Origin of the sequence: Clostridium sp. DSM 17811 (assembly GCF_018861905.1) — a bacterium.
Classification (GTDB): Bacteria; Bacillota; Clostridia; order Clostridiales; family Clostridiaceae; genus Clostridium_AD; species Clostridium_AD frigoriphilum.
In genome coordinates this window covers 150,019-173,119 of the sequence record NZ_JAHLDU010000010.1, presented here as the reverse complement: position 1 = coordinate 173,119, position 23,101 = coordinate 150,019, and the positions used below count along the sequence as shown (strand labels likewise).

At 28.3% G+C, this 23,101-nt stretch carries 24 protein-coding genes; 10 read left to right on the top strand and 14 right to left on the bottom strand.

The annotated features are described in order from the left end of the window. Positions 1-145 precede the first annotated feature (145 nt). Positions 146-1,681 carry a hypothetical protein gene (locus KPL44_RS14240; RefSeq protein ID WP_216251525.1) on the bottom strand — a complete coding sequence of 512 codons (1,536 nt, stop codon included), beginning with the start codon at positions 1,679-1,681 and terminating at the stop codon, positions 146-148. A 212-nt stretch (positions 1,682-1,893) separates the two neighbouring features. Here KPL44_RS14240 and KPL44_RS14235 point away from each other — a divergent pair, with 212 nt between their 5' ends. The 3 genes from KPL44_RS14235 (at position 1,894) to KPL44_RS14225 (ending at position 4,355) form a co-directional block, all read left to right on the top strand. Then, positions 1,894-2,637, top strand: coding sequence for a hypothetical protein (locus tag KPL44_RS14235; RefSeq protein WP_216251523.1), 744 nt, complete (start codon positions 1,894-1,896; stop codon positions 2,635-2,637). A 254-nt stretch (positions 2,638-2,891) separates the two neighbouring features. Next, positions 2,892-3,656, top strand: coding sequence for a hypothetical protein (locus KPL44_RS14230; protein ID WP_216251520.1), 765 nt, complete (start codon positions 2,892-2,894; stop codon positions 3,654-3,656). A gap of 153 nt (positions 3,657-3,809) precedes the next feature. After that, positions 3,810-4,355 carry a DUF4489 domain-containing protein gene (locus tag KPL44_RS14225; protein ID WP_216251518.1) on the top strand — a complete coding sequence of 182 codons (546 nt, stop codon included), beginning with the start codon at positions 3,810-3,812 and terminating at the stop codon, positions 4,353-4,355. Positions 4,356-4,377: 22 nt separating this feature from the next. On the opposite strand, the gene KPL44_RS14220 is transcribed toward KPL44_RS14225, so the two are convergent. The 3 genes from KPL44_RS14220 to KPL44_RS14210 all read right to left on the bottom strand — a co-directional run bounded on the left by KPL44_RS14220 (position 4,378) and on the right by KPL44_RS14210 (position 6,829). Further along, the gene (locus KPL44_RS14220; RefSeq protein WP_216251516.1) at positions 4,378-5,526 is read right to left on the bottom strand and encodes an aminotransferase class V-fold PLP-dependent enzyme; all 1,149 of its coding nucleotides are present in this window, start codon (positions 5,524-5,526) and stop codon (positions 4,378-4,380) included. A gap of 280 nt (positions 5,527-5,806) precedes the next feature. Next, a complete protein-coding gene (locus tag KPL44_RS14215; RefSeq protein WP_216121431.1) occupies positions 5,807-5,965 on the bottom strand; it encodes a hypothetical protein in 159 nt (52 codons plus the stop codon). A gap of 234 nt (positions 5,966-6,199) precedes the next feature. After that, positions 6,200-6,829, bottom strand: coding sequence for a hypothetical protein (locus tag KPL44_RS14210; RefSeq protein ID WP_216251513.1), 630 nt, complete (start codon positions 6,827-6,829; stop codon positions 6,200-6,202). A 221-nt stretch (positions 6,830-7,050) separates the two neighbouring features. On the opposite strand from KPL44_RS14210, the gene KPL44_RS14205 reads away from it, so the two are divergent. Together KPL44_RS14205 and KPL44_RS14200 are read left to right on the top strand one after the other, a co-directional pair. Beyond that, entirely contained in the window at positions 7,051-7,266 is a 216-nt protein-coding gene (locus KPL44_RS14205; protein ID WP_071612905.1) for a YwbE family protein, read from the top strand. Positions 7,267-7,955: 689 nt separating this feature from the next. After that, positions 7,956-8,138 (top strand): hypothetical protein, encoded by a 183-nt coding sequence (locus tag KPL44_RS14200; protein ID WP_071612906.1) that lies wholly within the window; start codon positions 7,956-7,958, stop codon positions 8,136-8,138. Between the two features lie 113 nt (positions 8,139-8,251). On the opposite strand, the gene pulA (KPL44_RS14195) is transcribed toward KPL44_RS14200, so the two are convergent. After that, the gene (pulA, locus tag KPL44_RS14195) at positions 8,252-10,141 is read right to left on the bottom strand and encodes a type I pullulanase (RefSeq protein ID WP_216251511.1); all 1,890 of its coding nucleotides are present in this window, start codon (positions 10,139-10,141) and stop codon (positions 8,252-8,254) included. 175 nt (positions 10,142-10,316) lie between these two features. Between pulA (KPL44_RS14195) and KPL44_RS14190 the strand changes: the two genes are divergently transcribed. After that, positions 10,317-10,904: a protein kinase gene (locus KPL44_RS14190; RefSeq protein WP_216251508.1), complete on the top strand. Its 588-nt coding sequence runs from the start codon at positions 10,317-10,319 to the stop codon at positions 10,902-10,904. Between the two features lie 120 nt (positions 10,905-11,024). Here KPL44_RS14190 and KPL44_RS14185 read toward each other — a convergent pair whose 3' ends face one another. Then, positions 11,025-11,513 (bottom strand): hypothetical protein, encoded by a 489-nt coding sequence (locus tag KPL44_RS14185; RefSeq protein WP_216251505.1) that lies wholly within the window; start codon positions 11,511-11,513, stop codon positions 11,025-11,027. A gap of 304 nt (positions 11,514-11,817) precedes the next feature. On the opposite strand from KPL44_RS14185, the gene KPL44_RS14180 reads away from it, so the two are divergent. After that, positions 11,818-12,003 (top strand): hypothetical protein, encoded by a 186-nt coding sequence (locus tag KPL44_RS14180; RefSeq protein WP_216251502.1) that lies wholly within the window; start codon positions 11,818-11,820, stop codon positions 12,001-12,003. Between the two features lie 50 nt (positions 12,004-12,053). Here the strand turns inward: KPL44_RS14180 and KPL44_RS14175 are convergent, their stop codons facing one another. Next, a complete protein-coding gene (locus tag KPL44_RS14175; protein ID WP_216251568.1) occupies positions 12,054-14,069 on the bottom strand; it encodes a YgiQ family radical SAM protein in 2,016 nt (671 codons plus the stop codon). Between the two features lie 257 nt (positions 14,070-14,326). On the opposite strand from KPL44_RS14175, the gene KPL44_RS14170 reads away from it, so the two are divergent. Continuing rightward, positions 14,327-14,713, top strand: coding sequence for a hypothetical protein (locus KPL44_RS14170; protein WP_216251499.1), 387 nt, complete (start codon positions 14,327-14,329; stop codon positions 14,711-14,713). Positions 14,714-14,784: 71 nt separating this feature from the next. Here KPL44_RS14170 and KPL44_RS14165 read toward each other — a convergent pair whose 3' ends face one another. From KPL44_RS14165 to KPL44_RS14155, 3 genes are all read right to left on the bottom strand, one after another. Continuing rightward, positions 14,785-15,099, bottom strand: a complete 315-nt coding sequence (locus KPL44_RS14165; RefSeq protein ID WP_071612912.1) for a hypothetical protein — start codon at positions 15,097-15,099, stop codon at positions 14,785-14,787. 44 nt (positions 15,100-15,143) lie between these two features. Then, positions 15,144-16,097 carry an ROK family protein gene (locus KPL44_RS14160; RefSeq protein ID WP_216251497.1) on the bottom strand — a complete coding sequence of 318 codons (954 nt, stop codon included), beginning with the start codon at positions 16,095-16,097 and terminating at the stop codon, positions 15,144-15,146. A gap of 165 nt (positions 16,098-16,262) precedes the next feature. Next, entirely contained in the window at positions 16,263-16,586 is a 324-nt protein-coding gene (locus tag KPL44_RS14155; RefSeq protein ID WP_216251494.1) for a hypothetical protein, read from the bottom strand. Positions 16,587-16,759: 173 nt separating this feature from the next. Here KPL44_RS14155 and KPL44_RS14150 point away from each other — a divergent pair, with 173 nt between their 5' ends. Further along, positions 16,760-16,912, top strand: coding sequence for a lmo0937 family membrane protein (locus KPL44_RS14150; protein WP_216121452.1), 153 nt, complete (start codon positions 16,760-16,762; stop codon positions 16,910-16,912). 205 nt (positions 16,913-17,117) lie between these two features. Further along, positions 17,118-17,417, top strand: a complete 300-nt coding sequence (locus KPL44_RS14145) for a hypothetical protein (RefSeq protein ID WP_216251493.1) — start codon at positions 17,118-17,120, stop codon at positions 17,415-17,417. 62 nt (positions 17,418-17,479) lie between these two features. Here the strand turns inward: KPL44_RS14145 and KPL44_RS14140 are convergent, their stop codons facing one another. The 4 genes from KPL44_RS14140 to KPL44_RS14125 form a co-directional block, all read right to left on the bottom strand. Next, entirely contained in the window at positions 17,480-18,220 is a 741-nt protein-coding gene (locus tag KPL44_RS14140; RefSeq protein ID WP_253201777.1) for a TRM11 family SAM-dependent methyltransferase, read from the bottom strand. Between the two features lie 264 nt (positions 18,221-18,484). After that, the gene (locus KPL44_RS14135) at positions 18,485-19,399 is read right to left on the bottom strand and encodes an alpha/beta hydrolase (protein WP_216251487.1); all 915 of its coding nucleotides are present in this window, start codon (positions 19,397-19,399) and stop codon (positions 18,485-18,487) included. A gap of 120 nt (positions 19,400-19,519) precedes the next feature. Beyond that, a complete protein-coding gene (gene pulA, locus KPL44_RS14130; RefSeq protein WP_216251482.1) occupies positions 19,520-22,243 on the bottom strand; it encodes a type I pullulanase in 2,724 nt (907 codons plus the stop codon). 467 nt (positions 22,244-22,710) lie between these two features. Continuing rightward, positions 22,711-22,947, bottom strand: a complete 237-nt coding sequence (locus KPL44_RS14125) for a TIGR04540 family protein (protein WP_216251479.1) — start codon at positions 22,945-22,947, stop codon at positions 22,711-22,713. Positions 22,948-23,101: the final 154 nt, after the last annotated feature.

Genomic DNA, 23,101 nt, shown 5'->3' with positions numbered 1-23,101 from the left:
AATCAAGTTTATAAAGGATTTTATATTAAATAAAATAAATGGATATTGTATAATATGAAAACATATTACTATTGTGCTAACTAAATTCATCTTACTTATTTAAAGTGAAATATTTTATCTTGAGTTTCTTATATTAATATGACATTTATTTTTCAGACCTTTTTTTAAAAATTCTATCTACAATACCTATGCTTTTTTCGAAATCTAAATCTTGCCTTAACGATTCCTTTTCATTAGTTAATTGTTGCAATTTATTTTCCAATTCGCTTATAACATTAGATTTAGATATTTTCTGCTTTTTTAATCCCTCATATTCATTAGCAAGTTCCTGTGATTTATTTGTTAATTCATCTAGTAGTACAGTACTAGATATTTTTTCAACTTCCATTACCTTTAATTTTTCCATAGAAGTTTTTTGAATTTCAGCTATTATAGAAAGTTTTTCTTCAGCCTTTTTCTTTGCAGTTGTAAGTCTAAAGAAATTATCTTCAGATTCCTCTATAACCCTTAGTTTTTGTTGATACTTTATTTGCAAATCTATAAGTTCTTTTTTCAAATCTTTGTTTTCTTTTTTTAAAATCAAAATTTCTTCTTGTAAATTATTTTTGGCTTTTTCAACAGTAGAATCTAGTGTTACTTTTTTATCTACTTTATTTGTTTTGGAAAGATCACTATTATGGTCATTATTTGTGTAGGTAGGTAACACTAAATTTATTTCAAAAGAATTTGTTCCTAGTACATATCTACACTTTATATCATTATTTGTATTATTTAAAGATAAATATTTGTATATTAAAAATTCATCGGTTGTTTCCGTATAATATCTGAAGGGTTCACTCCATTTGTCTTTAAATGAAGACACAAAAACATTTTCACCTTCAGACCACATTGACCAAAGTATGCCTTTAATTTCAACCAGACAAAAGTTAGTTGGTTTATAAGACGTTTCATGTACTTTATAATTTTTCATTTTCCCATCAGGTTCAATTAGTACATGTTCTAGCAGATATAAAGGACCTTCTTTAGACAAATTCATTATATTTATATTATCTAAATGCAATAATGTGTAAAAGTTAACATTACTACCAATAATACCATATAATCTTTTGGGATTACTCCATTTATTATTTCTGTATTCTATGAAATTTAGTACTACTTCATCCTTTTCGCCTTTAATAAATATTAAAGATAAATTATCATTTTCTAACCTCTGTACTTCATAATGAAAAAAAATATCTTTTTGAAATGGTATGGTATCTATTGTATTAAATATGCTACCATCCTTATTTAAGCATAAATGAATTAAAGAACAGTTTATTTTATTTATGTTGTTTTTTGCTATGAAAAATATATTTATTGATTTATGAATTGTAATAACAGTTAATTCTGACATCTCATAGTGTTTATTTTCAAAAGTATAAATAGTTTTTCCAAGCCAATTATTAACCTCCCATACACAATACTTAAGCTCTCCGAGTTTGACACTATATATAATACATATTTTGTTATTTATATCTAAACTTACTGCAAAATCTATAACTTCATTATCAATTTTTTTTTCTTTAGTCCATTTATCTTCATTGTACATAATACTATATACTAGTTCTCTATTATCGTTTATATAGAATTTCCATATATGATTTTCATCATCGTATAATAAACATGGACTACATATTATCATATTACTCATCTCCCTATAGAAATTATATTTTAATACAAAGCATTATATAACCTAATAGTGGATATTAAAAACTATATATAGTGAATCCATAATACAGTATTTGATAATTTTAATAAAAAAGTATATCACTCACAACTAATAGGCACCTGCATAATATACCCTAAGGTACACGAATTAAAAGTGTATATCTTGACATAAAAGGAGGAGAATTAATGGCTATTACACATGATGATTTTATTCCAAGACCAGGTATCGTTAATAAACAAGGATACCTCCCTGATCCATCTGAATTAGTTTGCATTGAAATTCCAAAAGTTTTTGACCAGTGTCTAATTAAAAGATGCTTAATTTATGGTTGTGGACCAGATACATTTGATACAGATGCGGAGTTAAGAAGCAATCCCCTTAATGACCCAAAAATATTTACAGGATGTAGAAATTTCCATCTAACGCTTATTTCGGTAGAAAAAATTCCATTAAAGAAAAATTCTAGTTATAAAAAAATAGTAGTTTGTTTTGTAATTTCATTTTATGCGGATTTTATAGATTGTAAAGGAGAAACAAGCTACGATTTTTATGAAATTAATCGTACAGAAGTTATATCAAAACTATATTGCCCAGATTCAATAGCACAAATATCTACTACTTCTGTGCCTACTGGTAAATCAAGTGATAGTGATTCTGAAATTATAAAACTTGAGTTGGTACCAGAATGTCTAGATGGTTTTTTTTACAAAGATGATTGTGGTGAAAGTTTCTTAGATATAACCTTAGGATTTCATCTTATTGTAAAATGTGAGCTAATTGTTCAGCTATTAATTCCTGCATATGGTTATTGCCCCGTTCCTTGTAAATGCGAAGAAGATTGTGAAGAAGATCCATGTGAAAAATTTGATCGGGCTCCGGTTCCAAAATTTTTCCCGGATCAAAAGCTTAAACCCTTATTTGATGAGTAAGTGACACTTATATTGTACCCCATAACTACTTTCATTACATTTATTACATTTATTACCATTATTATTAGTACTTGAATAGATAAAAGGGCTCTAAAAAAAGGGTCTTTTTAAAAAAAATCTAATTTAAAATTAACATTTTAAAACTATTTATTTTAACAACCAATATATTAATCACAACTTATAGGCAACTGCATATTATAAAATAGAGAACACGAATTAGTAGTGTATCACTTAACATAAAAGGAGGATAATATATGTCTATTACTCATAATGACTTTATTGCAAGACCTGGTGTTGTTAACAAACAAGGACACCTTCCTGATCCAGCCGAGTTGGTATGTGTTGAAATTCCAAAAGTATTTGACCAATGCCTAATTAAAAGGTGTTTAGTTTATGGGTGCGGACCAGATACCGTAGATACAGATGCAGAATTAAGAAGTGACCCTCTTGACAATCCAAGAGTATTTACAGGGTGCAGAGATTTTAATTTAAAGCTAATTTCAGTAGAGAAAATCCCATTAAAGAAAAATCCTAGTTATAAGAAAGTAATAGTTTGCTTTGTAATTTCATTTTATGCAGAATTTATAAATTGTGATGGAGAAACTAAATGTGAGTTTTATGAGATTAATCGTACAGAGGTTATACCAAAACTATATTGTCCAGATTCAATAGCACAAATATCTGCTACAACAGTTTCAACTGGTAAATCCAGTGATCTTGATTCTGATATTATAAAACTTGAATTGGTAGCAGAATGTTTAGATGGAATTTTTTGCAAAGATGATTGTGATAATAGTGTTTTAGATGTAACCTTAGGATTTCATCTTATTGTAAAATGTGAACTAATTGTTCAATTATTAATTCCTGCATATGGATATTGCCCAGTACCTTGCCAATGCGAAGAGGAATGCGAAGAAAATCCTTGTGAAAAATTTGATAGGGCCCCAGTTCCAAAGTTCTTCCCAGATCAAAAACTTAGGCCTTTGTTTGATGATGAATGTGAAGAAGATGATGAGTGAGTAAATTCTAGGAAAGTTTAAAATAACTAGAACATTTGTATGTAAGACTCATACATTATAGTATAAGAGTTCTAATATATCCACCCCTATAAACAGTACATTTAGAATTCTTTTACTCTATATAACGAATTAAAATTTAGGAGGAATAAATATATGAATTCAATGTCAAAAGGTAATTGGCAAGAAGAAAAAGGATGTGGCTGTAAAAAAGAAAAAGAGGATAACCATAAAAAAGAAAAAGAGGCTGAATTTTTATTAAAGTGCAAAACAGGCTTCCCAGTAACAATTCCATCTACACTTCCTACGCCTACTAGCTTTACACTTAATACGCTTAATTTAAAAACTGAACATTTTTGTAATCCATGCATTAAGTTTGAATTTGCAAGTAATATAGTTACTATAGGTGCAGAAGTAACCCTTGATTTCCAAATATTTAAACAATGTAGAAAGCAAACTACAGCAACCGCACTTGGACCTGTATGGACTTTTTCTAGACCAGCTGGTACTACTGGGTCTGATGCCTTTACTTTCATAGTTTGTGATTGTGATTGTGATAGTGACTCATGTTTCGACGAATGTTGCACGTATACTGTAGTTGTAACTGTTACTGAGGATGGTGCTGCAGGAACTACCGTTATTAACAATCCAACATTTTCAGCTTTAGTAGTAGAAAATGAAGTTAACTGTAATTGCTACTAATAGCATATTAAAGAAAAAGACCCTATAAAAAGGGCCTTTTTCCATGTATATCTTTTAAAGCTTTAATAAGTTTTTCAATATCGTCTAAGCTATTAAAATATCCTGGGCTTATCCTAACCGTTCCTCTTTGACTTGTACCAATTATATTGTGTATTAGTGATGCACAGTGAAAACCAGTTCTAACTGCTATTCCTCTTTTATTAAGCAAATCTCCTACTTCAGATGCATCTACATTGTCTATATTTAAAGAAACTACTGCTCCCCTGTTTTCATAATCAGTTCCTCCATAAATTTTAATATAAGATAATTTTTTTAATTCTTTTACTAAATATCCCACTAACATAATTTCATGGTTCCTTATGTTTTCTATCCCTATTTTTTTAATAAACCTTAAACCTTCATACAATCCTGCTATTCCTGGTGTATTCAAGGTTCCACTTTCGAATTTATCAGGTAGAAAGTCCGGTTGCCTCATAGACAGTGAATCACTTCCAGTTCCTCCTTGAATAAACGAATCCAGATTGACACCTTCTTTTATATAAAGGCCTCCTGTACCTTGTGGCCCATATAATCCTTTATGACCAGGAAAAGCTAATAAATCAATATTATCAAGTACTACATCTATTGGTAAAACTCCTGCACTTTGAGATGCATCGACCATAAATATTATTCCTGATTCTTTTGCGATTTGGCCTATACTTCTTATATCTTGCACAGTTCCTAATACATTGGAAGTATGGTTTATTATGATTGCTTTAGTCTTTCTACGTATCTTCTTTTTTAGATTATTAATGTTTAAATACCCATTTTCATCAACACCCAAAAGAGTAAATGTTATTCCTTTTTTACTTAGGTAATTTAATGGTCTTAAAACCGAGTTATGTTCAATTACTGTACTAATAACATGATCCCCTGGCTTTAGTATTCCTTTTATGCCTATATTTAGAGATTCAGTAGCATTACAAGTAAAAATAATGTTTAATAGGTTAGGAATGTTGAAAAGTTCACTTAACTCTTGCCTTGTATCCATAATTTTAGAAGAAGCCTCAATTACCATATCATAAGAACCTCTCCCTGGATTTGCAGCATAATTTTCCATGCACTTTAATACTTCGGAATAGACCCCCACTGGTTTGGGAAAACTTGTGGCAGCATTATCAAGATATATCATAAAACCCTCCTATTTTGTTTATAGAATTTTATCGTTTATATAATATAAATATTTTGATATGTTTAATATTATGCTTAATATAATATTAACTTTTTTCTTTTTGATTTATCACTAGACTTTAATCATAATTTGATATTGTAATTTACACTAGGAATTTTAATAGAAATACAAAAAAATAAAACCCCTAAAATAGGAGCTCATTTTCAAATTAATATTAATTAAGTTTGGATATTACCTTAAAAATAGTTTATGTAACGAAGTTACTATTAAGAATAGCTTTTTATTTATCGAATAATCCACCAGTTTTTTTAGTACTTCTTGCCGCTTTGCTTTTTTTACCAATTACCTTAGTAGCTCTTGAAAGTCCACTTTGCTCAGAACTTTTCCTTTTCTTTTCTTCAATAATTTTTTTCATCATTTCAATATTATTACTTGACATAAATTCTTCCTCCTTCGGCAGCAAATCAAGAATGGTAGATACTATAGAATTTATGTTCCAATTTATAATTTCCACTTTTTCATTATATATACAAACTCAACTTGTTGTGTTCTCTACTAATCAGTCTATCTTAGTTCTTCTATAATTTCAATATAATATTATAAAATAACAGAGAATTTGATCAAAATTACTTTTTAATATTATAATATATCTTAATTTACATGATTAAAGAACCTAATGAGTAATATTATCCAATTTTATAAGTACATTCTTATATCCTAGTTTTATAATTTCGTTGTTATATAAATCTTCATACGTAACTATATCGATATCAAATTCTAAAACTCTTAAGAAGTTATTTCCATAAATCTTCTTAATAAACATCTCATAATCCTCTTTTATTAAAGTATAATGTTTTTCATCATAATGATAACCTTTTGTATCATTATATAATTTTTCTATAATTCCATATAATTGATAAATATAACTAATATCTTTCAGATTAAAATCTTTTGATAAGGCCACAATTGCCTGCGCATAATTAAAATTCATAGGTATAGGATAAATACTGATTTTGTTCTCATTATCAAATTCTTTTAACATTCTTAAACTTTGAAATAATGTTGTACATATATCTAATTGAATAATTGTCGCATACTCACTGAGCTTTAAAGCTTTATTTTGCTCCGCGTATTCTCTATTGGTCTTTTCAATTTTACTCTGCGTCTTAATTGATATCGCGGTAGAATTTTTATTTATAAACCAACTGAAAATGCCACCTAAAACGGCACCAATTATTATAGATGTAGATGATATAATAGGGTTTAAAAGATTATCAGGTATGAATAATAATGATTCTATCATCACAATATCTCCTTTCCAAAAAATATTTTCTATAATATGGTTTCCATACTAATTTATTTTATTCTATATTAGTTATTATAAAATATTTATCTAAATGAAAATTATTTTGACAAAACAAGGGTATATGGAGTATTGTTTTATATAAGCTTATATAAATAAAGATTATATTAAAGAGTACATATATGCTTTTAAGTAATTTTATTAAAGGAGACTACAAGTTCATGATTACGCAAAATGATAACAGAGGACAAACAAGAAGTAACGTACCAGTTGGTACTACAGTAGATGTTGTATTAAAAAAGGACCAAAGAACAACTAAATTAACTAGGGGTGTAGTTCAAAGAATACTAACAAACTCAGCGGTACATCATAGAGGAATAAAAGTTATGTTAGAAGATGGCCAAGTTGGCAGAGTGCAAGCCATTATTTCAAAGTAGAATTTAATAGTTAAAATCCAATTTATTATTAATAATAAATTGGATTTTTATTTTAATTCAAAGTTTCCCTTGCATTTTTTCTTAAAATGTTATATACTTAAAAAGTTACCTAGTAACAATGAAATCTTTACAAAACTATCTAATACGTACTAACGCATTAAAATTGGATCATTAAATCACTTAACAAAAGAGAAGACACGAATTTTAAAAACCCACGCTTAAATTCTTACCCTTTTCATTCGAAAATTTCTTAATGAATCCCTTATTAAAATTTTGTTGAATAACGTACTGATAACACTTATAACATATCGTTTGTTATAACATGAATTTAAATCACATTATATGAGTTACAATTAATATTTTTTGTGTACCCATATACTATTAAGGAGGTGCCTATATGAGAACAGAATACGTATTTGAAATTACAGAAGATGTAATAAATGAATGTTTGGAATGTCTAGACTAATAATAAAAAAGCAAATCTATCACTACTACAGTTCTAGTGAAGGTTTCTTTTTTTTGTAAATATATATTTATAATTTTGGATTCAAAATTAATAATAGAGATTATTTCTATAGTATATATTATCATAATATTTTGAAATAAAAAGTGTTGAAAAAAGAGGAAATTCCTTTTCAGTATAGAATATATACTTTAAGAGACTATTTACTTGAAAAGGAGTGACTAAAATGTTAACGATTTCTTTTATTAGTGGTGAAAGTGAAATATTGGATTTAAAACAATCTGAAAGTGATTTATTTAAAAACTGGTTTTATAATTTTGAAAACACCAGGCCTCATGAAGTTAACACTATGGGTAAAAAATATTTGTTTAATAAGAAGGCAATAGCTTATATTGAGATAGAACCCTAGATTTTAGTACTTTTTCAAATCATTAAATATTTTGTGATATGATTTAATAAAATCAAAGAAGCTGCATTTAAAAAAATGTAGCTTCTTTGCATGTTCCACAAATAATGTTTTTGCTATTTACATAAAATAATGCTAGAAATAGCGGGTACGATTATATCACTTTGGCATGTTTTATCACCTTTACATACACCAAGCACATTTACTTCTAATTCATTTGCTATAATTATCCATTCATCAGTATCTGGTATAATAAATTTAATCTCATTATTGTTAGCATTATGAATTATAATTAAATTATCATAATCACCTGCAAAAGTTGAAGTTAATTCATATGCAACGCTGTTACACGGTGAGTCTAGAAATTTCAACGATTTTCTTACATCATTTTCATTATCTAAAGTCAAAACCTTTTGACTTTTTCTTAAAGCAATAAGTCCCTTAATATATTCATAAGTTTCTAAAAACACAGACTTTCTATTCCAACTTATTTTATTAATCATGTCTCCAGCATTATAGCTGTTATAGTTTCCTTGTTTAGTCCTTAATATTTCTGTTCCACCTTGGATAAAAGGAACTCCTTGTGATGTAAGCACTATGGACAATGCTAACCTATTCATTTTTTCTCTTTCAAATGGAGTATTATGAGGATTGCTTTTCTCAAATTTATCATACAAGCATAAGTTATCATGAGCACTTACATAGTTTATGGATTCTCCAGGATTTTGTGTGAAATTGCATATATCATTATTATATTTGATTCCACCTACAATACCTTTTTTGATTTCTAACTCAAAACCTTTTCCACCATTAACAAACCCTAAACTGGCCCCATCACTATCCCCCTTTAATGCATTTCTTAAATCATCATTGAATACAGATACTTGCGTGCCCTTTTGACTACCCTTTTTCATCTGCATATTCTGTGATAATGAAGATGGCCCTCCTGTCCATGGTTCGCCATAAATAATAATGTTTGAATTAATACTTTTAGCTTGATTTTCAATCTCTTTCATAGTAGCAATATCCTCAAGTGCCATCAAATCAAATCTGAAACCATCTATTTTGTATTCCTGAGCCCAGAACTTAATACTATCAACTATAAATTTTCTAACCATTGGTTTTTCGGATGCAATTTCATTCCCACAACCAGAACCATTTGTATAGTTGCCATAATCATCTGTTCTATAATAATATTTTGGAACTAAGATATCCATAGGAGAATTTATTTTAGTAAAAGTGTGATTATATACAACATCCATAATTACATTAATACCATTTTCATGCAAGGCTTGGACCATAGTTTTAAATTCTCTAATTCGTACAGTACCATCATGAGAATTAGTAGCATATGAACCTTCAGGAACATTATATAAATACGGATCGTATCCCCAGTTATATTCTTCTGTGTTTTCATCTACGCTTGCGAAATCAAAGACAGGTAATAGATGAACATGGGTTATTCCTAAGTCTTTGAGATGGTCGAGTCCTGTAATAACATCTATAGGTGTTTTAGTGTTTTTCTCAGTAAAAGCTAAATATTTTCCTTTATTTTTCATTCCTGAATATTCTGATGATGAAAAATCTCTAATATGAATTTCGTATATAATTGATTCAGTTCTATTAATTGCTGCAGGTCGTTTGTGATTTGCCCAGTTATCTGGATTTATAGAAGAAAAATCAATAATCATGCCCTTTTCACCATTAGCACTTGCACCTTTAGTATATATATCTGGCGTTTCTCTTTCTATACCATCATTTAATACTAAATAATTATAATATTTATTTTTGTAATTCCCAATAAGCTTAAGTTCCCAAACCCCTTTTTCTCCCTTAATCATCTCATGTTTTTTTCCTAAACAATCATCGAATGATTCATAGACTATTACTGATATTTTATCTACGGTAGGTGCCCATACTTTAAATATTGTGTTTTCCTTAGAATAAACAGCACCTAAGTCATTTCCATTATATATGAATTCCTGAGCATCTAATATTTTTGTCATTATCAAATCTCTCTCCTTAAGAATCCACTAAAGTGATTCAATTAATTGTATATATATTCCTTAACATTATATTATTAATTATAATATTAATCAAGATAACATTTATATATATAGGAAATACTTACAAGCCTTTGTCATATAATATAGTGATATCTATTATAAAGAAGATGATAATATGAATGAAGACAAAAGTTACTATATTCAATTAAACAGTAAAGTTGAAAAAATGCTTAGAACATCAGAATTTTTAGGGTCAGGCCACAATGGAATAGTTTATTTGCTTCCTAACAAAAGAGTAATTAAAATTTTTAAAGATAAGAAAGTTTGTTCTGGAGAATATAATATTTTTGTTAAAACTAGAAAAAGCAAATATTTCCCTAATGTTTATGAGCATGGAGCATACTACATTGTAAGAGATTATGCTGGTGGGCAACGTCTTGATAAATATATAAAAAAACATGGTATTAATGAAGTAATATCGCTTAACATAATTAAACTTATTGAAGAGTTTACTAAACTTAAATTTAACAGACTAGACATTAGGTGTAAAGATTTATACTTAATGGATGATTTTTCGATTAATGTAATTGATCCTAAAAATAATTACTCTAAAAATGTAAATTATCCAAGACATTTAATGAAAGGACTGAATAACTTAGGAGTAATAGATGAGTTTTTATCAGTAGTTAGTGAAAAACGTCCAAAAACTTATAAGTTATGGAGTTTTAGATTTAACCAATATTTAGAGAAAAATATTAAGTAGGTATTATAAATTTTTATAATAAAATTTCTAGTACCTATATAGGCTATCATTACTAAGTAATTGTTAAAAACAACATAAGAGACTGTAATCCATAAAGGTACAGTCTCTTACAATAATATTTTATTGCAATACATCTAAATCTCTTAAATCATCTAGAAATTCTTGAAAGTTTAGTGCTCTTGAAGAATTTAATATAATTTTTGCACTTCTAATTAACTTTTTATCATCCGTTACAAGGACATATTCTTTGTTTTTTTGACAAATATCAATTAAACTATAATCATTTATTGAAATTTTATCTCCATTAACTAAATATATATTTTTGTCTTGCTGATATTTAATAAAATCATTTGGTAAACTATCGTTTATAAAATTAGAAGATGTCTCATTATTAGTAATGATATGTCCTAACAATTTCAAAAATTTATTTGAGAGTACAAAATCTTCATTGAATTTTACATATTCCTTTACTGATAATTCCCCTGCTATGTCCTTTGAAATTTTAAAATCAACAGATTTTATATTTTCAATAGTATCAAGTAGAGTAGGATATTTATTCCACACCTTTATTACTATATTAGTATCCAATAAATACTCTTTACATATCATATATCTTATCTCCTTTAGAAGTAAATCTATAATAGTTTTTCAATAGAAAGATGCTTGTATTGCTATTTTATTAATATTATATTCATTATTATCTAAATGGTTGACTATTATTTATCTTTTTTTTACCTTGATAAATGTATATATTACAATTATAATTTAGATAATATTATATAATTTCTAGCTTCTTAAGGCGAATATTATTTAATTAAACGAACTTATATAATACTAAGATATTTTGCATTAATATTATTAAAGTGAGAATATAAAGAAAGGAGTAGCTGATACGCAGCTACTAGGTGAAACTATGGAAATACATGTATTTTTAAAAGGAAGTAAAAAAGCTGTTATTTATATTGGTGACAGAATTGATGTTTTAGATTTTGAAATGAACAAAGTAAAATATAAGCAAATCAGATATTTTAGGAAGGGTTTCAGTAAAAGTGAACTTGTAGAACAAGAAAGTATAAATAAAATAGTTACAATAGATTAATAATAAATACCTACATCCTTTAATTGAATGTAGGTATTTATTATAACTAACTATTGTCTTTTCTTAAGTTTTGATTTCTTTTTGTTAGTACTTTTAATTCCCTGACTCGGCCTACCTTGGATGCTTATAGGTTTGCTTTTATCTTTTAGTCTTTTACTGATAGGCGCATCCTTAGTTTTACTCTTTATGTTATTAACTTTATCTCTATTGCCGCCTTTTAATTCCTTTTGCTTTCCAGTCTGATTATTAAATTGTTCTTTATTCTTTTTTCCTCTAGGTTTTACTAAGCACTTAGGGCCATAACCAATAAGGTCTTCTCTTCCAGCTTGTGTTAAAGCTGATAATACTAAATCGTATTTCATAGGATCTTTATATTGAAGAAGTGCCCTTTGCATAGCTTTTTCATTTTTTGTTTTAGGTATATGTACTTCTTCAAGAGTTATTGGATCAAACCCTGTATAAAACATAGTAGTTGACAAAGTACCCGGTGTTGGATAAAAATCTTGTACTTGTTCTGGTTGATAATTAATATCTCTAAGGTATTCTGCTAGTTCTATTGATGATTCTAGTGTGCATCCAGGATGGCTAGACATAAAATAAGGAATAACATATTGCTTCTTACCTATTTTCTCAGTAGACTCATAGAATTTTTCTAAAAATTTATTATAAGTTTTTCCTGCTGGCTTACCCATATATTTTAGAACTTTATGAGCAACGTGTTCTGGTGCGACCTTAAGCTGTCCACTAACATGATGCTTTATAAGTTCATTTAAAAAAGTGTCATCTTTGTCTGCCATAATATAATCATAACGCAATCCTGAACGTACAAAAACCTTTTTTATATTTGGAAGTTCTCTTAATTTTCTTAGGAGTTTTAAATACTCCATATGATCAACGTCTAAATTTTTACACGGGCTAGGATGCAGACATTGTCTATCCTTACAAGCTCCTACTTTTAACTGTTTATCACATGCTGGCCTTCTAAAATTAGCTGTAGGGCCTCCTACATCGTGAATGTATCCTTTGAAATCTTTAAGTTTTGTAATTTGAATTGCTTCCTCAATTAGCGAATTTTCACTTCTACTTTGTACAATTCTTCCTTGATGAAAAGTTATGGCACAAAAGGCGCAACTCCCAAAACATCCTCTCGAGCTTACTAAACTAAACTGAACTTCTTCTATAGCAGGTATTCCGCCCATTGCTTCATAACTAGGGTGATAATTTTTCTGATATGGCAAGCCATAAACTATATCTAATTCTTCTCTCGTAAGGGGCATTTCTGGTTTGTTTTGTACAAGGTACTTATTAGCATGCTTTTGCACAATACCAATTCCGCGAATGGGATCTTGCTCATCATATTGTATTTTAAAGGCCTCTGAATATTTATGTACATCTCTACATACTTCTTTATAAGATGCTATTTCAATATAGCCTTCTATATTTTCTATATCGTCAGTAACATAACAGGTGCCAAGTACTTGTGTAATATCTTTTATATCTATGCCTTCATTTAACTTTGACGCAATATTAACGACTTGTTTTTCGCCCATGCCATAAATTAATAAATCTGCTCCGCTATCTATTAGCATTGATTTTCTTACCTTATCACTCCAATAATCATAATGTGCAAAGCGCCTTAAACTTGCTTCTATCCCACCAATAATAAGAGGAACATTTTTATAAGCTTCCTTAATTCTATTGCAATAGACTATTGTTGCTCTATCAGGTCTTAGGCCCATTTTTGCACCTGGAGAATATAAATCTTTTTCTCTTATTTTCTTGCTTACGGTATAATGGTTAACCATAGAATCCATATTTCCAGAATTGACCAAAAATCCAAGTCTTGGCTTGCCTAATTTTTTAAAGTCATCTATATTTTTCCAATCAGGTTGGGCTATTATTCCTACTTTATAACCTTCATTTTCTAAAACCCTTGAAATGATTGCAGTTCCAAAACTATGATGATCTACATATGCATCACCTGTAACTATAATGAAATCTAATTCGGTCCAGCCTCTATCTGCAATATCTTGTTTGCTAATAGGTAAATATTTATTATCTTTAATTAAGTCCACCTTCTTTTGATTTAATCGTAAGTTTTAATATATAATGTGAAATACAATTATAGCATGCTTTATAAATTAATTCTTTAAAATCAATAAATTTAACTAGATATATAAGGTACCTCTTATATAAAAAAAAACAACTTTTTGTAATTTTAGTAACACCATTTTTATATGTTTGCATATAATATAATGACTTCACGTTGTGAAGTTCACATATATAAACTATAATTTAACAGTTTATAATAAGGGGGAAATGTATGCATCGTTCAATAAGTAGCGTAAAAAATGAAAACATAGGATATAATGAAGAAGCAATAACAAACACTACTAACAATATTCAACAAGATTTTAAAATAAATATTCATAATGGAAAAGGTTCTTATGAAACTGGAACTAATAATTCCTTTTGGTCAAGCTTGATTATTACTGCTAAAATATTTCAACCTCAAAATGGAGTTTGGGATATTGTAATTAGAGACAAATCAAAAAGAAATTTAGTGGTTTACGAAAATCATAACGTAGTACATGATAAAGAGATATCATTTAAATATAAAACAGGATTAAAAGTAAACCTTCTAATTGAAGCTACTTGGACGCAAACTAAAGATACAACTCTATGTGGAGAAATATCTATTAATTACTAGTCCTCATATTTCTAATCCTATTTAGGTTTATTAAATTGTTCTTTCTAAAATTTAATAAACCTAAATAGGAATTAGATTTGTTCATTTACTTTTTCAAGCAATATTAAAAAGTCATCCTGATTTTTTCTTTCCAAATACATATCGATAAGTGACTGAGTAGACAATTTATTAAGACCTTTATATCCATTATCTAAAATATCAGTTAAAACATTCATAAAATAGTCTTTACTTTTATCTATATTATTAAGCATTTTTGAGGATATATCTTTTATTAATTCTTCTTTTATATTTTCTCGAAGCTTTTCTGTGTATTCTTTCATAAAAATTTGTGTTTCTTCAGGGTACTGAGAAAAATTGCCTGACATTATATCTTGAATTTCCATCATAACCACTCCTTAATAAAGTATAACATTATTATTTTATATTAATGTTATATATCTCCATGTTTTGCAACCATTGCAGCACCAATTACACCCGCTTTATTACCTAACTGCGCTAAAACAATTTTGGCAATAGGTAAATCCTTATAATACTTATTTGCTATTACTTCTTTTGTAATCAAATCCAAAAGATATTGACCTGCCCCTGCAATTCCACCACCCAAGACTATTATTTCTGGATCAATAAAATTAACTATATTAAGGATGCCTATACCTAAATATTTTATTAATCTATTAACAGCTAAAGTGGCTATTTTATCCCCTTTTTTAGCACAATCAAAGATTATTTTTGCATTTAGATTATCTATATTACCCTCCACATTTCCCATAATTATAGTGGGTTCATTCATTTCCATAATTAATTTTTTTGTATATTTTATTATAGCAGTAGATGATGCAAAAGTCTCTAAACAGCCGTTCCTTCCACAATTACAATTATAAAAATTTTCACCAATAACTGTATGTCCAAGTTCTGACCCTACACCATTAAACCCACTATATATTTCACCGTTTATTATAATTCCACCACCAATACCTGTACCTAAAGTTAGCATTAAACCACTTTTACAATTTTGCATAGAACCACTCTCATATTCGGCAAGTGCAGCCACTGTTGCATCATTATCTATGTAAACTGGTGTATGAAGTGCATCTTCTAACATCTTTCGCAATGGTACATTTCTCCAACCAAGATTGACACAAAATATCACATTACCATCTTTATCGGCTAGACCTGGAATACCGACCCCTATAGCTGTTATTTCGTTGATTTGCATATTGTATTCGTCTAGAATCTTTAGAACTAGGGCTATCATATCGTCTATTAGTTCTTGTGGTTCTCTTTCTGACCTTGTTTCACATGATTCTTCGTGCACTATTTTTCCATTCTCATCAACAATACCAATAGCGATATTAGTACCTCCTAAATCAATACCTATATACATACATTGCTTCCTTCCATAGCTTCTGCTACCATTTATTTTGGATAAAAATATTTTATTTATAATTATGTTTTAATAAAATTAGATAATTTTATGTACCGTTAAATTATATCATATTTACGTATTCATGCTTTGTAAATTTTAAAAATTGCCAAATTATTTATACATTTATTTTCTATGGTACTTATAATATGCTATAATTTCTACATATTTACTTGTTTTATCATCAGTATAACTTAGAATTATTCCATTTTGGCTCATTAATTCAGAACACTGTAAACTTTCTATGGAGTGTTTAAAAATGACATTATTATCACTTTGAATGATAAATTGGTTATTTAAGATATTTATTACACAATTCTTCCCTATTATAGATTCACCATATTGATTTGGATCTCTAGTTGTGACATATCTTACTTCAAAATTATTGATTCTTTTAAGTCTTGCTTCATTTTCTTTTTTCGCTTTTGTCTTTTTACTATTAAAAAACATTTTATCACCCTATCTTTTATATTAATTACATTATACAGTAAATTGTTAAAAAATAGGGTCATTGATAAATCTAATTATTTTACGAAAAATATTTTGTATATTTTAGGTGACTTTGGGCCATTATATTAATTAATGATAATAAATAAACATATATATGAAAGGTAGTGTTTTATATGGGATTTTTACGTTGGTTAGGTGGAATAATAGTATTCTTTTGGGTTTTAGGCCTTATATTTAAAATAGGTGGTGGTATGATCCATATATTACTTGTAATCGCCGCAATAGTATTTATAGTGGATATGATTTCAGGTAGAAAAAAAGTCTGAAAACCTATTGTCCAGATAATTTTTTTAACCAATATTCACATTTTCGGAGAAATTTCTAGTAAAATATAAATTATAGCTGACACAAATAAGTATATTTGCATAAAAGCAAATATACTTATTTGTGTTAGTTAGATTATTGTTGAAATAAATTATTGTTTTAACGTATAATGTAGATTATAAAAGAATAAAATTGCGAGGTAAAATAATGGTAAAACAACAAATTGATAATGATATAAAATGTAACGAGCCACCTGCCCAAAATAACAAGAAATGGTGCCAACTAAAAAAAAATGAACAGATATGTATTTCTAATATATTAAGAAATCAATATATTGATTTTGTATTAGGAAACGACAGAAAACCAAATAAAAATGAAAAAGAGTTTATTACAGCTTGTGCTTATTTAGAAGTACTAGAAAATCAAATTTATATATCTGTACCTGATTTAAGAAAGTATTTTCAAAGTAGAATTCCAAAATATGATATTTCTATAGAAAAGTTCTAATTACATAGTTTAAATCCGACCCTAAAAAGGAGGTGTATATAAATTTATGCACCTCCTTTTTATTAACTACATATGTATATATGTCTTTGAAAGGTTCCTTTTGATACACTGCACCTATCATCTATCTGAAAGCCAACAGATTTAATTTGTTCTTCCATATCATCAAAAGTAATGATTACCATTTTAGCTGCTATCCTACGCGTACTATTCATAATAGCTAACTGCTGAGCTGTCGTAATTTGAGTAAATATACCATAGGGAAGATCAACGATAGCTACATCATATTTATTTTGAATATCATTCATATCACCAATAGTTATCACATCTTCATATCCAAAATATCGGAGATTCGTCTTAGCATTTTTACCAATTAAAGGGTTTATTTCATAACCTTTAATATTAATATGCATTGAAATAGCTTCAATTAGTACTGTTCCAATGCCACAACAGGGATCTACAACACTACAGTTTAGATTATTACCTACGGCTATGTTAACAATGGCTCTACAAACGTTAACCTTTAATGCATTAGAATAAGAAAAAGGTTTTTTATTCCGTTGTAACCATTCAGAAGTGTTGCTTTCACATTTACCAAATATCCATGTGTTTGCTATTTTTGTTATACCAAAAATAGTTTCTGGTTTTTTCATTTCACATTCTCCAAGTATGCTAAATCCTATTTCAAATTCAATTCTACGACTCTCATGAAAACCTATATTTTCATGAGGTGCATTAATATAAGCAACTTTATATTTTTTGCTAGTTAATTCGTCATTATTAATTTGCTCTATAATTCTCTCCATTGTTTCTCCCGTATACATTACTGAAATGCATTTTTTTATGAAAGGACTTCTAGAGGGGTCTATGTGTATATTAGAAAACAGATATTTATCATTAAGAGGTTTATTGAAAAGACATTTGATTTCCATTTTACATAAACTTTCTTCGTCACTGGAATAATTAGTGACGTATAAATACTTCTTTTCATTTTGTAATAGATGAAACATTAAAACACAACCTTTCTATATAGAACATTCTATTTTATATTAGTTAAATGAATTTATTGTTTAAATTATATTAATATCCGTTAAAAATTTGTAAATTCGTTTTGTATATTCATCTTTGTTATTCCAGTATGATTGTGCATGACCAGCCTTTTGAGCAATATACATATCCTTGTAACTATTCGTGGCTGCGTACATTTGTTTACACATATAGGTAGGTACATAATCGTCATCTTCTCCGTGAATGAACAAAATCGGAACTTTTACTTTTGGTAGAGTTGTTATAGGTGACACATCTTTAAAATCCCATCCTGTTCGGATTTTGCTGATTTTACTTGCTAATTTTATTAGAGCAAAATTATTTATATTATAATCTTTCTTTAATCTACGACTAAATAAATCCTGCGCATCAGAGTAACCGCAATCTTCTATGCAGAAATCAATTCTATCGTCGATTGCAATATTTTGAATAGCTATGCCAGCACCCATGGATTCCCCATGTAGACCAATTATAATATTCTTTCCTAATTTATCAAATAACCAATCAGTGCATTTTTTTAAATCAAACTTCTCGTAATAACCAAATGAAGTATTACATCCCCCACTTAAACCATGATTTCTATGATCATAAATAAAAATAGCAAAGTCTTTTTTTAAAAACATATCCATGTATTTAACAGAAGAATATAAACTACAAGTTATTCCATGACACAATATAATAACTTTTTTTGAATTATTATTCGGGAAGAAAAATCCATGAATTTTATAATTATACTCTGAATCTATATATACCTCTTGTTTTTCCAAATTGTTAAATTTTTCTATTTCTATTTTTCCATCTTTTACTTCAGTGTCATATGTACAGGTATAGTTTATAACCTCAGGATAAATGACTATACTTGAAAAATGCCAACCTACAAATAAAATGATACTAGTAATAATAATTAATATTACTATAAAAGATATTATAATTAACATGTTAACACCTCTTTTGACTATATTTAAAATTATAAATCCGTATAAATTTATTAATTATGAAGCAAAAAAGAGCCCTTTTTTTTAATATAGGACCCTTAAAATACGCAAATCAGTGCATTTTTAGATTTTTTTTCTCTTTTTCAAAAAAAACATTATGCAAGCAACTACACCTAGCGCTAATATAATATAAGTTCTAAAAGTTAGTGATGTAAATATATTTTCTGATTCATAATAAGCCACAATAGAGCTTAGTGCAGGAACAACTAAATATTCTCCATTAAATTGCTTTATAGTTTTAACTCCTGCTTTATCGCCATCTACTACGATATTCCATGTGCCATTATTTGATAATTTTACAGTCTTATCCTCCCTATTTGCATTATATGCAACTACAATGTGCGCCCAACTATCCATGTTTGCATTGTAATTCATTTCATATGCTACCACATTTTCAGGAACTACTAAAAATTTCAAATTTTTCTTAATCATATCTGCAGAGGTCATTCTAAAGGCAGGATGTGCTTTTCTTAATTCAATTAAGCCTTTGAAATAATCAACAGTTTCAATGTTTTTAGATTCCCTTGTCCAATCAATCTTATTTACATTATCACTTGCCTTATAAGAGTTTTTAACACCCGCCTTAGTTCTTAAAAATTCTTGACCTGCTTGGAAGAATGGAATACCTTGTGAAGTAAGAATCATAGAATCTGCCATTTTGTGCATTTTTGCTCTTATTTCATCACTATCCTTAGGATTTGTTAAAAGGAGCTTATCCCATAAGGTATTATTAGCGTGGGATTCAGCATAATTAACAATTTGTACCGGTTCTACATTACCATAAGTCTCTATAATATTAGAGTAATCTATACCTCCAACTATTCCTTTTTTTATGGCTGTATCTTTTTGAAGTGCACCATTAATGAAACCTTTTGCTTTTGGTAAAAACACACTTCCACTTAGACCATCTCTTATTTCATCATTGAATTGTGTTATTTCAGTAAGTTTACTTGCATTTTGTTTATTTGCTTTTACATCTGGTGAAAGGGTAGTACCCTTATCTGATCCATCTCCTAAAACGAGAATAGAAGGATTTATACTGCTTAGTTTTTTTCTAACTTCATTCATCGTCTTTTGATCAATAAGACCCATCTGATCGAATTTGAATCCATCTAAATTATATTCTTTTGCCCAATAGATAACTGAATCAACAATGAATTTCCTTGCCATAACATTTTCAGAAGCTATTGTATTTCCATAACCACTTTCATTTGAATTAGTTCTAAAATAGTACCCAGGTACTATTTTATTGAAATTAGAGTTAATACCGCTGTACATGTGATCATAAGCTACATCCACGTTTACCCTTAATCCATTATCGTGAAGGGCTTGTACTGCTTGTTTTAATTCTTTAACTCGCGTAGTTGGGTTATATGGATTAGTTGAATAACTTCCTTCAGGTGCATTGTAATTTTTTGGATTGTAGCCCCAATTAAATTGTGATTTATTTGAAGTTTCATTTATAGTAGAGTAATCGAATATGGGCATAAGCTCCACATGTGTTACCCCTAATGCCTTTATATAATCTACCCCTGTCGAGTTACCATCAATTCCCTTTGTGCCCATTTCAGTAAATGCTAGGAATTTGCCTTTGTTTTTTATACCACTGTTAGTGTCTATGGAGAAGTCTCTAACATGTAGTTCGTATATAATTGCATCAGTTAAATTCGAAAAATCAGGCTTTTCATTTGGCTTCCAGATCGTAGGGTCTGTTTTCTTAAGATCTACCACAGCACCCTTATCACCATTTGCGGATACAGAATGCGCATAAGGATCTACAGCCTCATTCCAAACGCCTTTAATGTTAACTTTATAAGTATAAAATATACCACTTTGATTTCCATTTAGGTCAAAAGACCATGTTCCCTTTTCACTCTTCTTCATTTTGATTTCAGTGCCAGTTTTATCATTCCAATGTTCATAGGTTACTAGCTTAACCTCAGTTGCAGTAGGTGCCCAGACTTTAAAGCTCGTTTTGCTAGTAGAATAAGTGTTACCCAAATCATTTCCTTCATAAGAAAACATTTTTTCAAAACTAGCGCTTTGCATTACATTACCAAATGCTATTTCCTTTTCTGGAAAGGCTGTCTTTGAGATTGTAAGGGTTTGATTTAAATTTACATTTTCACTAAGTTCTATATTCGCTACTGTTGTAGAACCAGCAATTACCTTAGCACTTGTTATTTTATTTATTTTTAAAGCTTTTCCATTTGATTTAACTATAAAGCCTTGAGCATCAGCTGAGACAAATGGAAATGATACATTAGTTTCTATGTTTATAGTTTTCAAATCATCTAATTTCGCACTTACAAATTTATTTGGTTTGTTTATAGTCTTACCAGGTATAATGGTAACTTTTAATTTGGTTGCTTCAGCTAAAGAATAGTATATTTTAGGGTCTCCACCATTAATCCAAACTTCACCTACACCATTCTTGAATTCTTCAATAAATCTATCATCCTCTGTATCTTTTTTCCACTCATTTGTGTAAATTATAAAACCTACTTTATTAAGGTCTCCATCGAACTCAGTTTCACCAATCTGTCCAAATGAATCTTTACTAGTAAAATCGAACTTATTTCCCTCTTTTTTGTCAGACCATAACCACATCTTCCATTTTGAATTATTGTCTGCATTTCTAGCATAATGAATAATTATCTTTGTTTTATCACTCTGTGCAAAGGTGTGGATATTTGGCAATATAAAAAGAAATCCTGTCATAACTAAAACAGTAGTAAGAAAAATAATTAAAGTATTTCTTTTGTTATTCCCGTTCCAAAAGTTCATAAATCTCTCCCCTAAAAATAAAATTATGGTCTATATTTTTTTGATTTACTTATAACTTAAATAATAATTGTGAATAAATTTAGTATATATTATATTGAAATATTTTACAACAATCAACTAAATGAAATCATTATTTTGTTAAGTTCTAGCAATATACTAATTAATGTTGTATTTATAGAATTAATATATCGTTTAAAATAAATAGGGCTAATGATTAAAATATTAAGGCACAGATAGCTGACTAAAAGTCTGCAATTTGATACCTTTTTTAAATCAAATAGCCCTCGACGAATTCCATTAATGATAATAATTTATTGTGTATTCTTATCATTTTTTTTTAGTCATTTATACCACTTCTTGCTATTTAAACATTTTCATCTTAATACATTATATAATTTACGTAAGATATATACAAGTGGTTTGTTATTCTGTGATACATAGCCTACTTTTTGATGAAATTATAAAAATTAATTTTCTTTTTCAGATAAAATTTTCTTAATAATAGCTACTCTAGATTCACCTAGTATATTTGAAATTTTTATAGGAATAGAGCCTTCCTTAGAAAGTTTATCCTCGTTGGCATTGGCTAATATAATTATTTTTTCTTTTAGCTTATTATATTCTATAACATCATCTAAATAAAAATCTACTAAATCTTTTAAACATGTTCCTAATTCTTTTGGGTTCTTATAAATTTTTCTCATATTGTACTCCTCATTGATTTATAATTAGTTTTTATTGAATAATACCTAAGTAAAATCCTAAACTCGACTAAAATTATATCACAGATTTTTATTATAATCTTATATTACTAATAAAATATTTAGTTTAAATATAGATATGTTTACTTAATGTAGA

Coding starts and splice junctions, on each gene's coding strand:
- KPL44_RS14240 (WP_216251525.1), bottom strand. CDS start 1,681: ATGATAATATGTAGTCCATGTTTATTATACGATGATGAAAATCATATA.
- KPL44_RS14235 (WP_216251523.1), top strand. CDS start 1,894: ATGGCTATTACACATGATGATTTTATTCCAAGACCAGGTATCGTTAAT.
- KPL44_RS14230 (WP_216251520.1), top strand. CDS start 2,892: ATGTCTATTACTCATAATGACTTTATTGCAAGACCTGGTGTTGTTAAC.
- KPL44_RS14225 (WP_216251518.1), top strand. CDS start 3,810: ATGAATTCAATGTCAAAAGGTAATTGGCAAGAAGAAAAAGGATGTGGC.
- KPL44_RS14220 (WP_216251516.1), bottom strand. CDS start 5,526: ATGATATATCTTGATAATGCTGCCACAAGTTTTCCCAAACCAGTGGGG.
- KPL44_RS14215 (WP_216121431.1), bottom strand. CDS start 5,965: ATGTCAAGTAATAATATTGAAATGATGAAAAAAATTATTGAAGAAAAG.
- KPL44_RS14210 (WP_216251513.1), bottom strand. CDS start 6,829: ATGATAGAATCATTATTATTCATACCTGATAATCTTTTAAACCCTATT.
- KPL44_RS14205 (WP_071612905.1), top strand. CDS start 7,051: ATGATTACGCAAAATGATAACAGAGGACAAACAAGAAGTAACGTACCA.
- KPL44_RS14200 (WP_071612906.1), top strand. CDS start 7,956: ATGTTAACGATTTCTTTTATTAGTGGTGAAAGTGAAATATTGGATTTA.
- pulA (WP_216251511.1), bottom strand. CDS start 10,141: ATGACAAAAATATTAGATGCTCAGGAATTCATATATAATGGAAATGAC.
- KPL44_RS14190 (WP_216251508.1), top strand. CDS start 10,317: ATGAATGAAGACAAAAGTTACTATATTCAATTAAACAGTAAAGTTGAA.
- KPL44_RS14185 (WP_216251505.1), bottom strand. CDS start 11,513: ATGATATGTAAAGAGTATTTATTGGATACTAATATAGTAATAAAGGTG.
- KPL44_RS14180 (WP_216251502.1), top strand. CDS start 11,818: ATGGAAATACATGTATTTTTAAAAGGAAGTAAAAAAGCTGTTATTTAT.
- KPL44_RS14170 (WP_216251499.1), top strand. CDS start 14,327: ATGCATCGTTCAATAAGTAGCGTAAAAAATGAAAACATAGGATATAAT.
- KPL44_RS14165 (WP_071612912.1), bottom strand. CDS start 15,099: ATGATGGAAATTCAAGATATAATGTCAGGCAATTTTTCTCAGTACCCT.
- KPL44_RS14160 (WP_216251497.1), bottom strand. CDS start 16,097: ATGTATATAGGTATTGATTTAGGAGGTACTAATATCGCTATTGGTATT.
- KPL44_RS14155 (WP_216251494.1), bottom strand. CDS start 16,586: ATGTTTTTTAATAGTAAAAAGACAAAAGCGAAAAAAGAAAATGAAGCA.
- KPL44_RS14150 (WP_216121452.1), top strand. CDS start 16,760: ATGGGATTTTTACGTTGGTTAGGTGGAATAATAGTATTCTTTTGGGTT.
- KPL44_RS14145 (WP_216251493.1), top strand. CDS start 17,118: ATGGTAAAACAACAAATTGATAATGATATAAAATGTAACGAGCCACCT.
- KPL44_RS14140 (WP_253201777.1), bottom strand. CDS start 18,220: ATGGAGAGAATTATAGAGCAAATTAATAATGACGAATTAACTAGCAAA.
- KPL44_RS14135 (WP_216251487.1), bottom strand. CDS start 19,399: ATGTTAATTATAATATCTTTTATAGTAATATTAATTATTATTACTAGT.
- pulA (WP_216251482.1), bottom strand. CDS start 22,243: ATGAACTTTTGGAACGGGAATAACAAAAGAAATACTTTAATTATTTTT.
- KPL44_RS14125 (WP_216251479.1), bottom strand. CDS start 22,947: ATGAGAAAAATTTATAAGAACCCAAAAGAATTAGGAACATGTTTAAAA.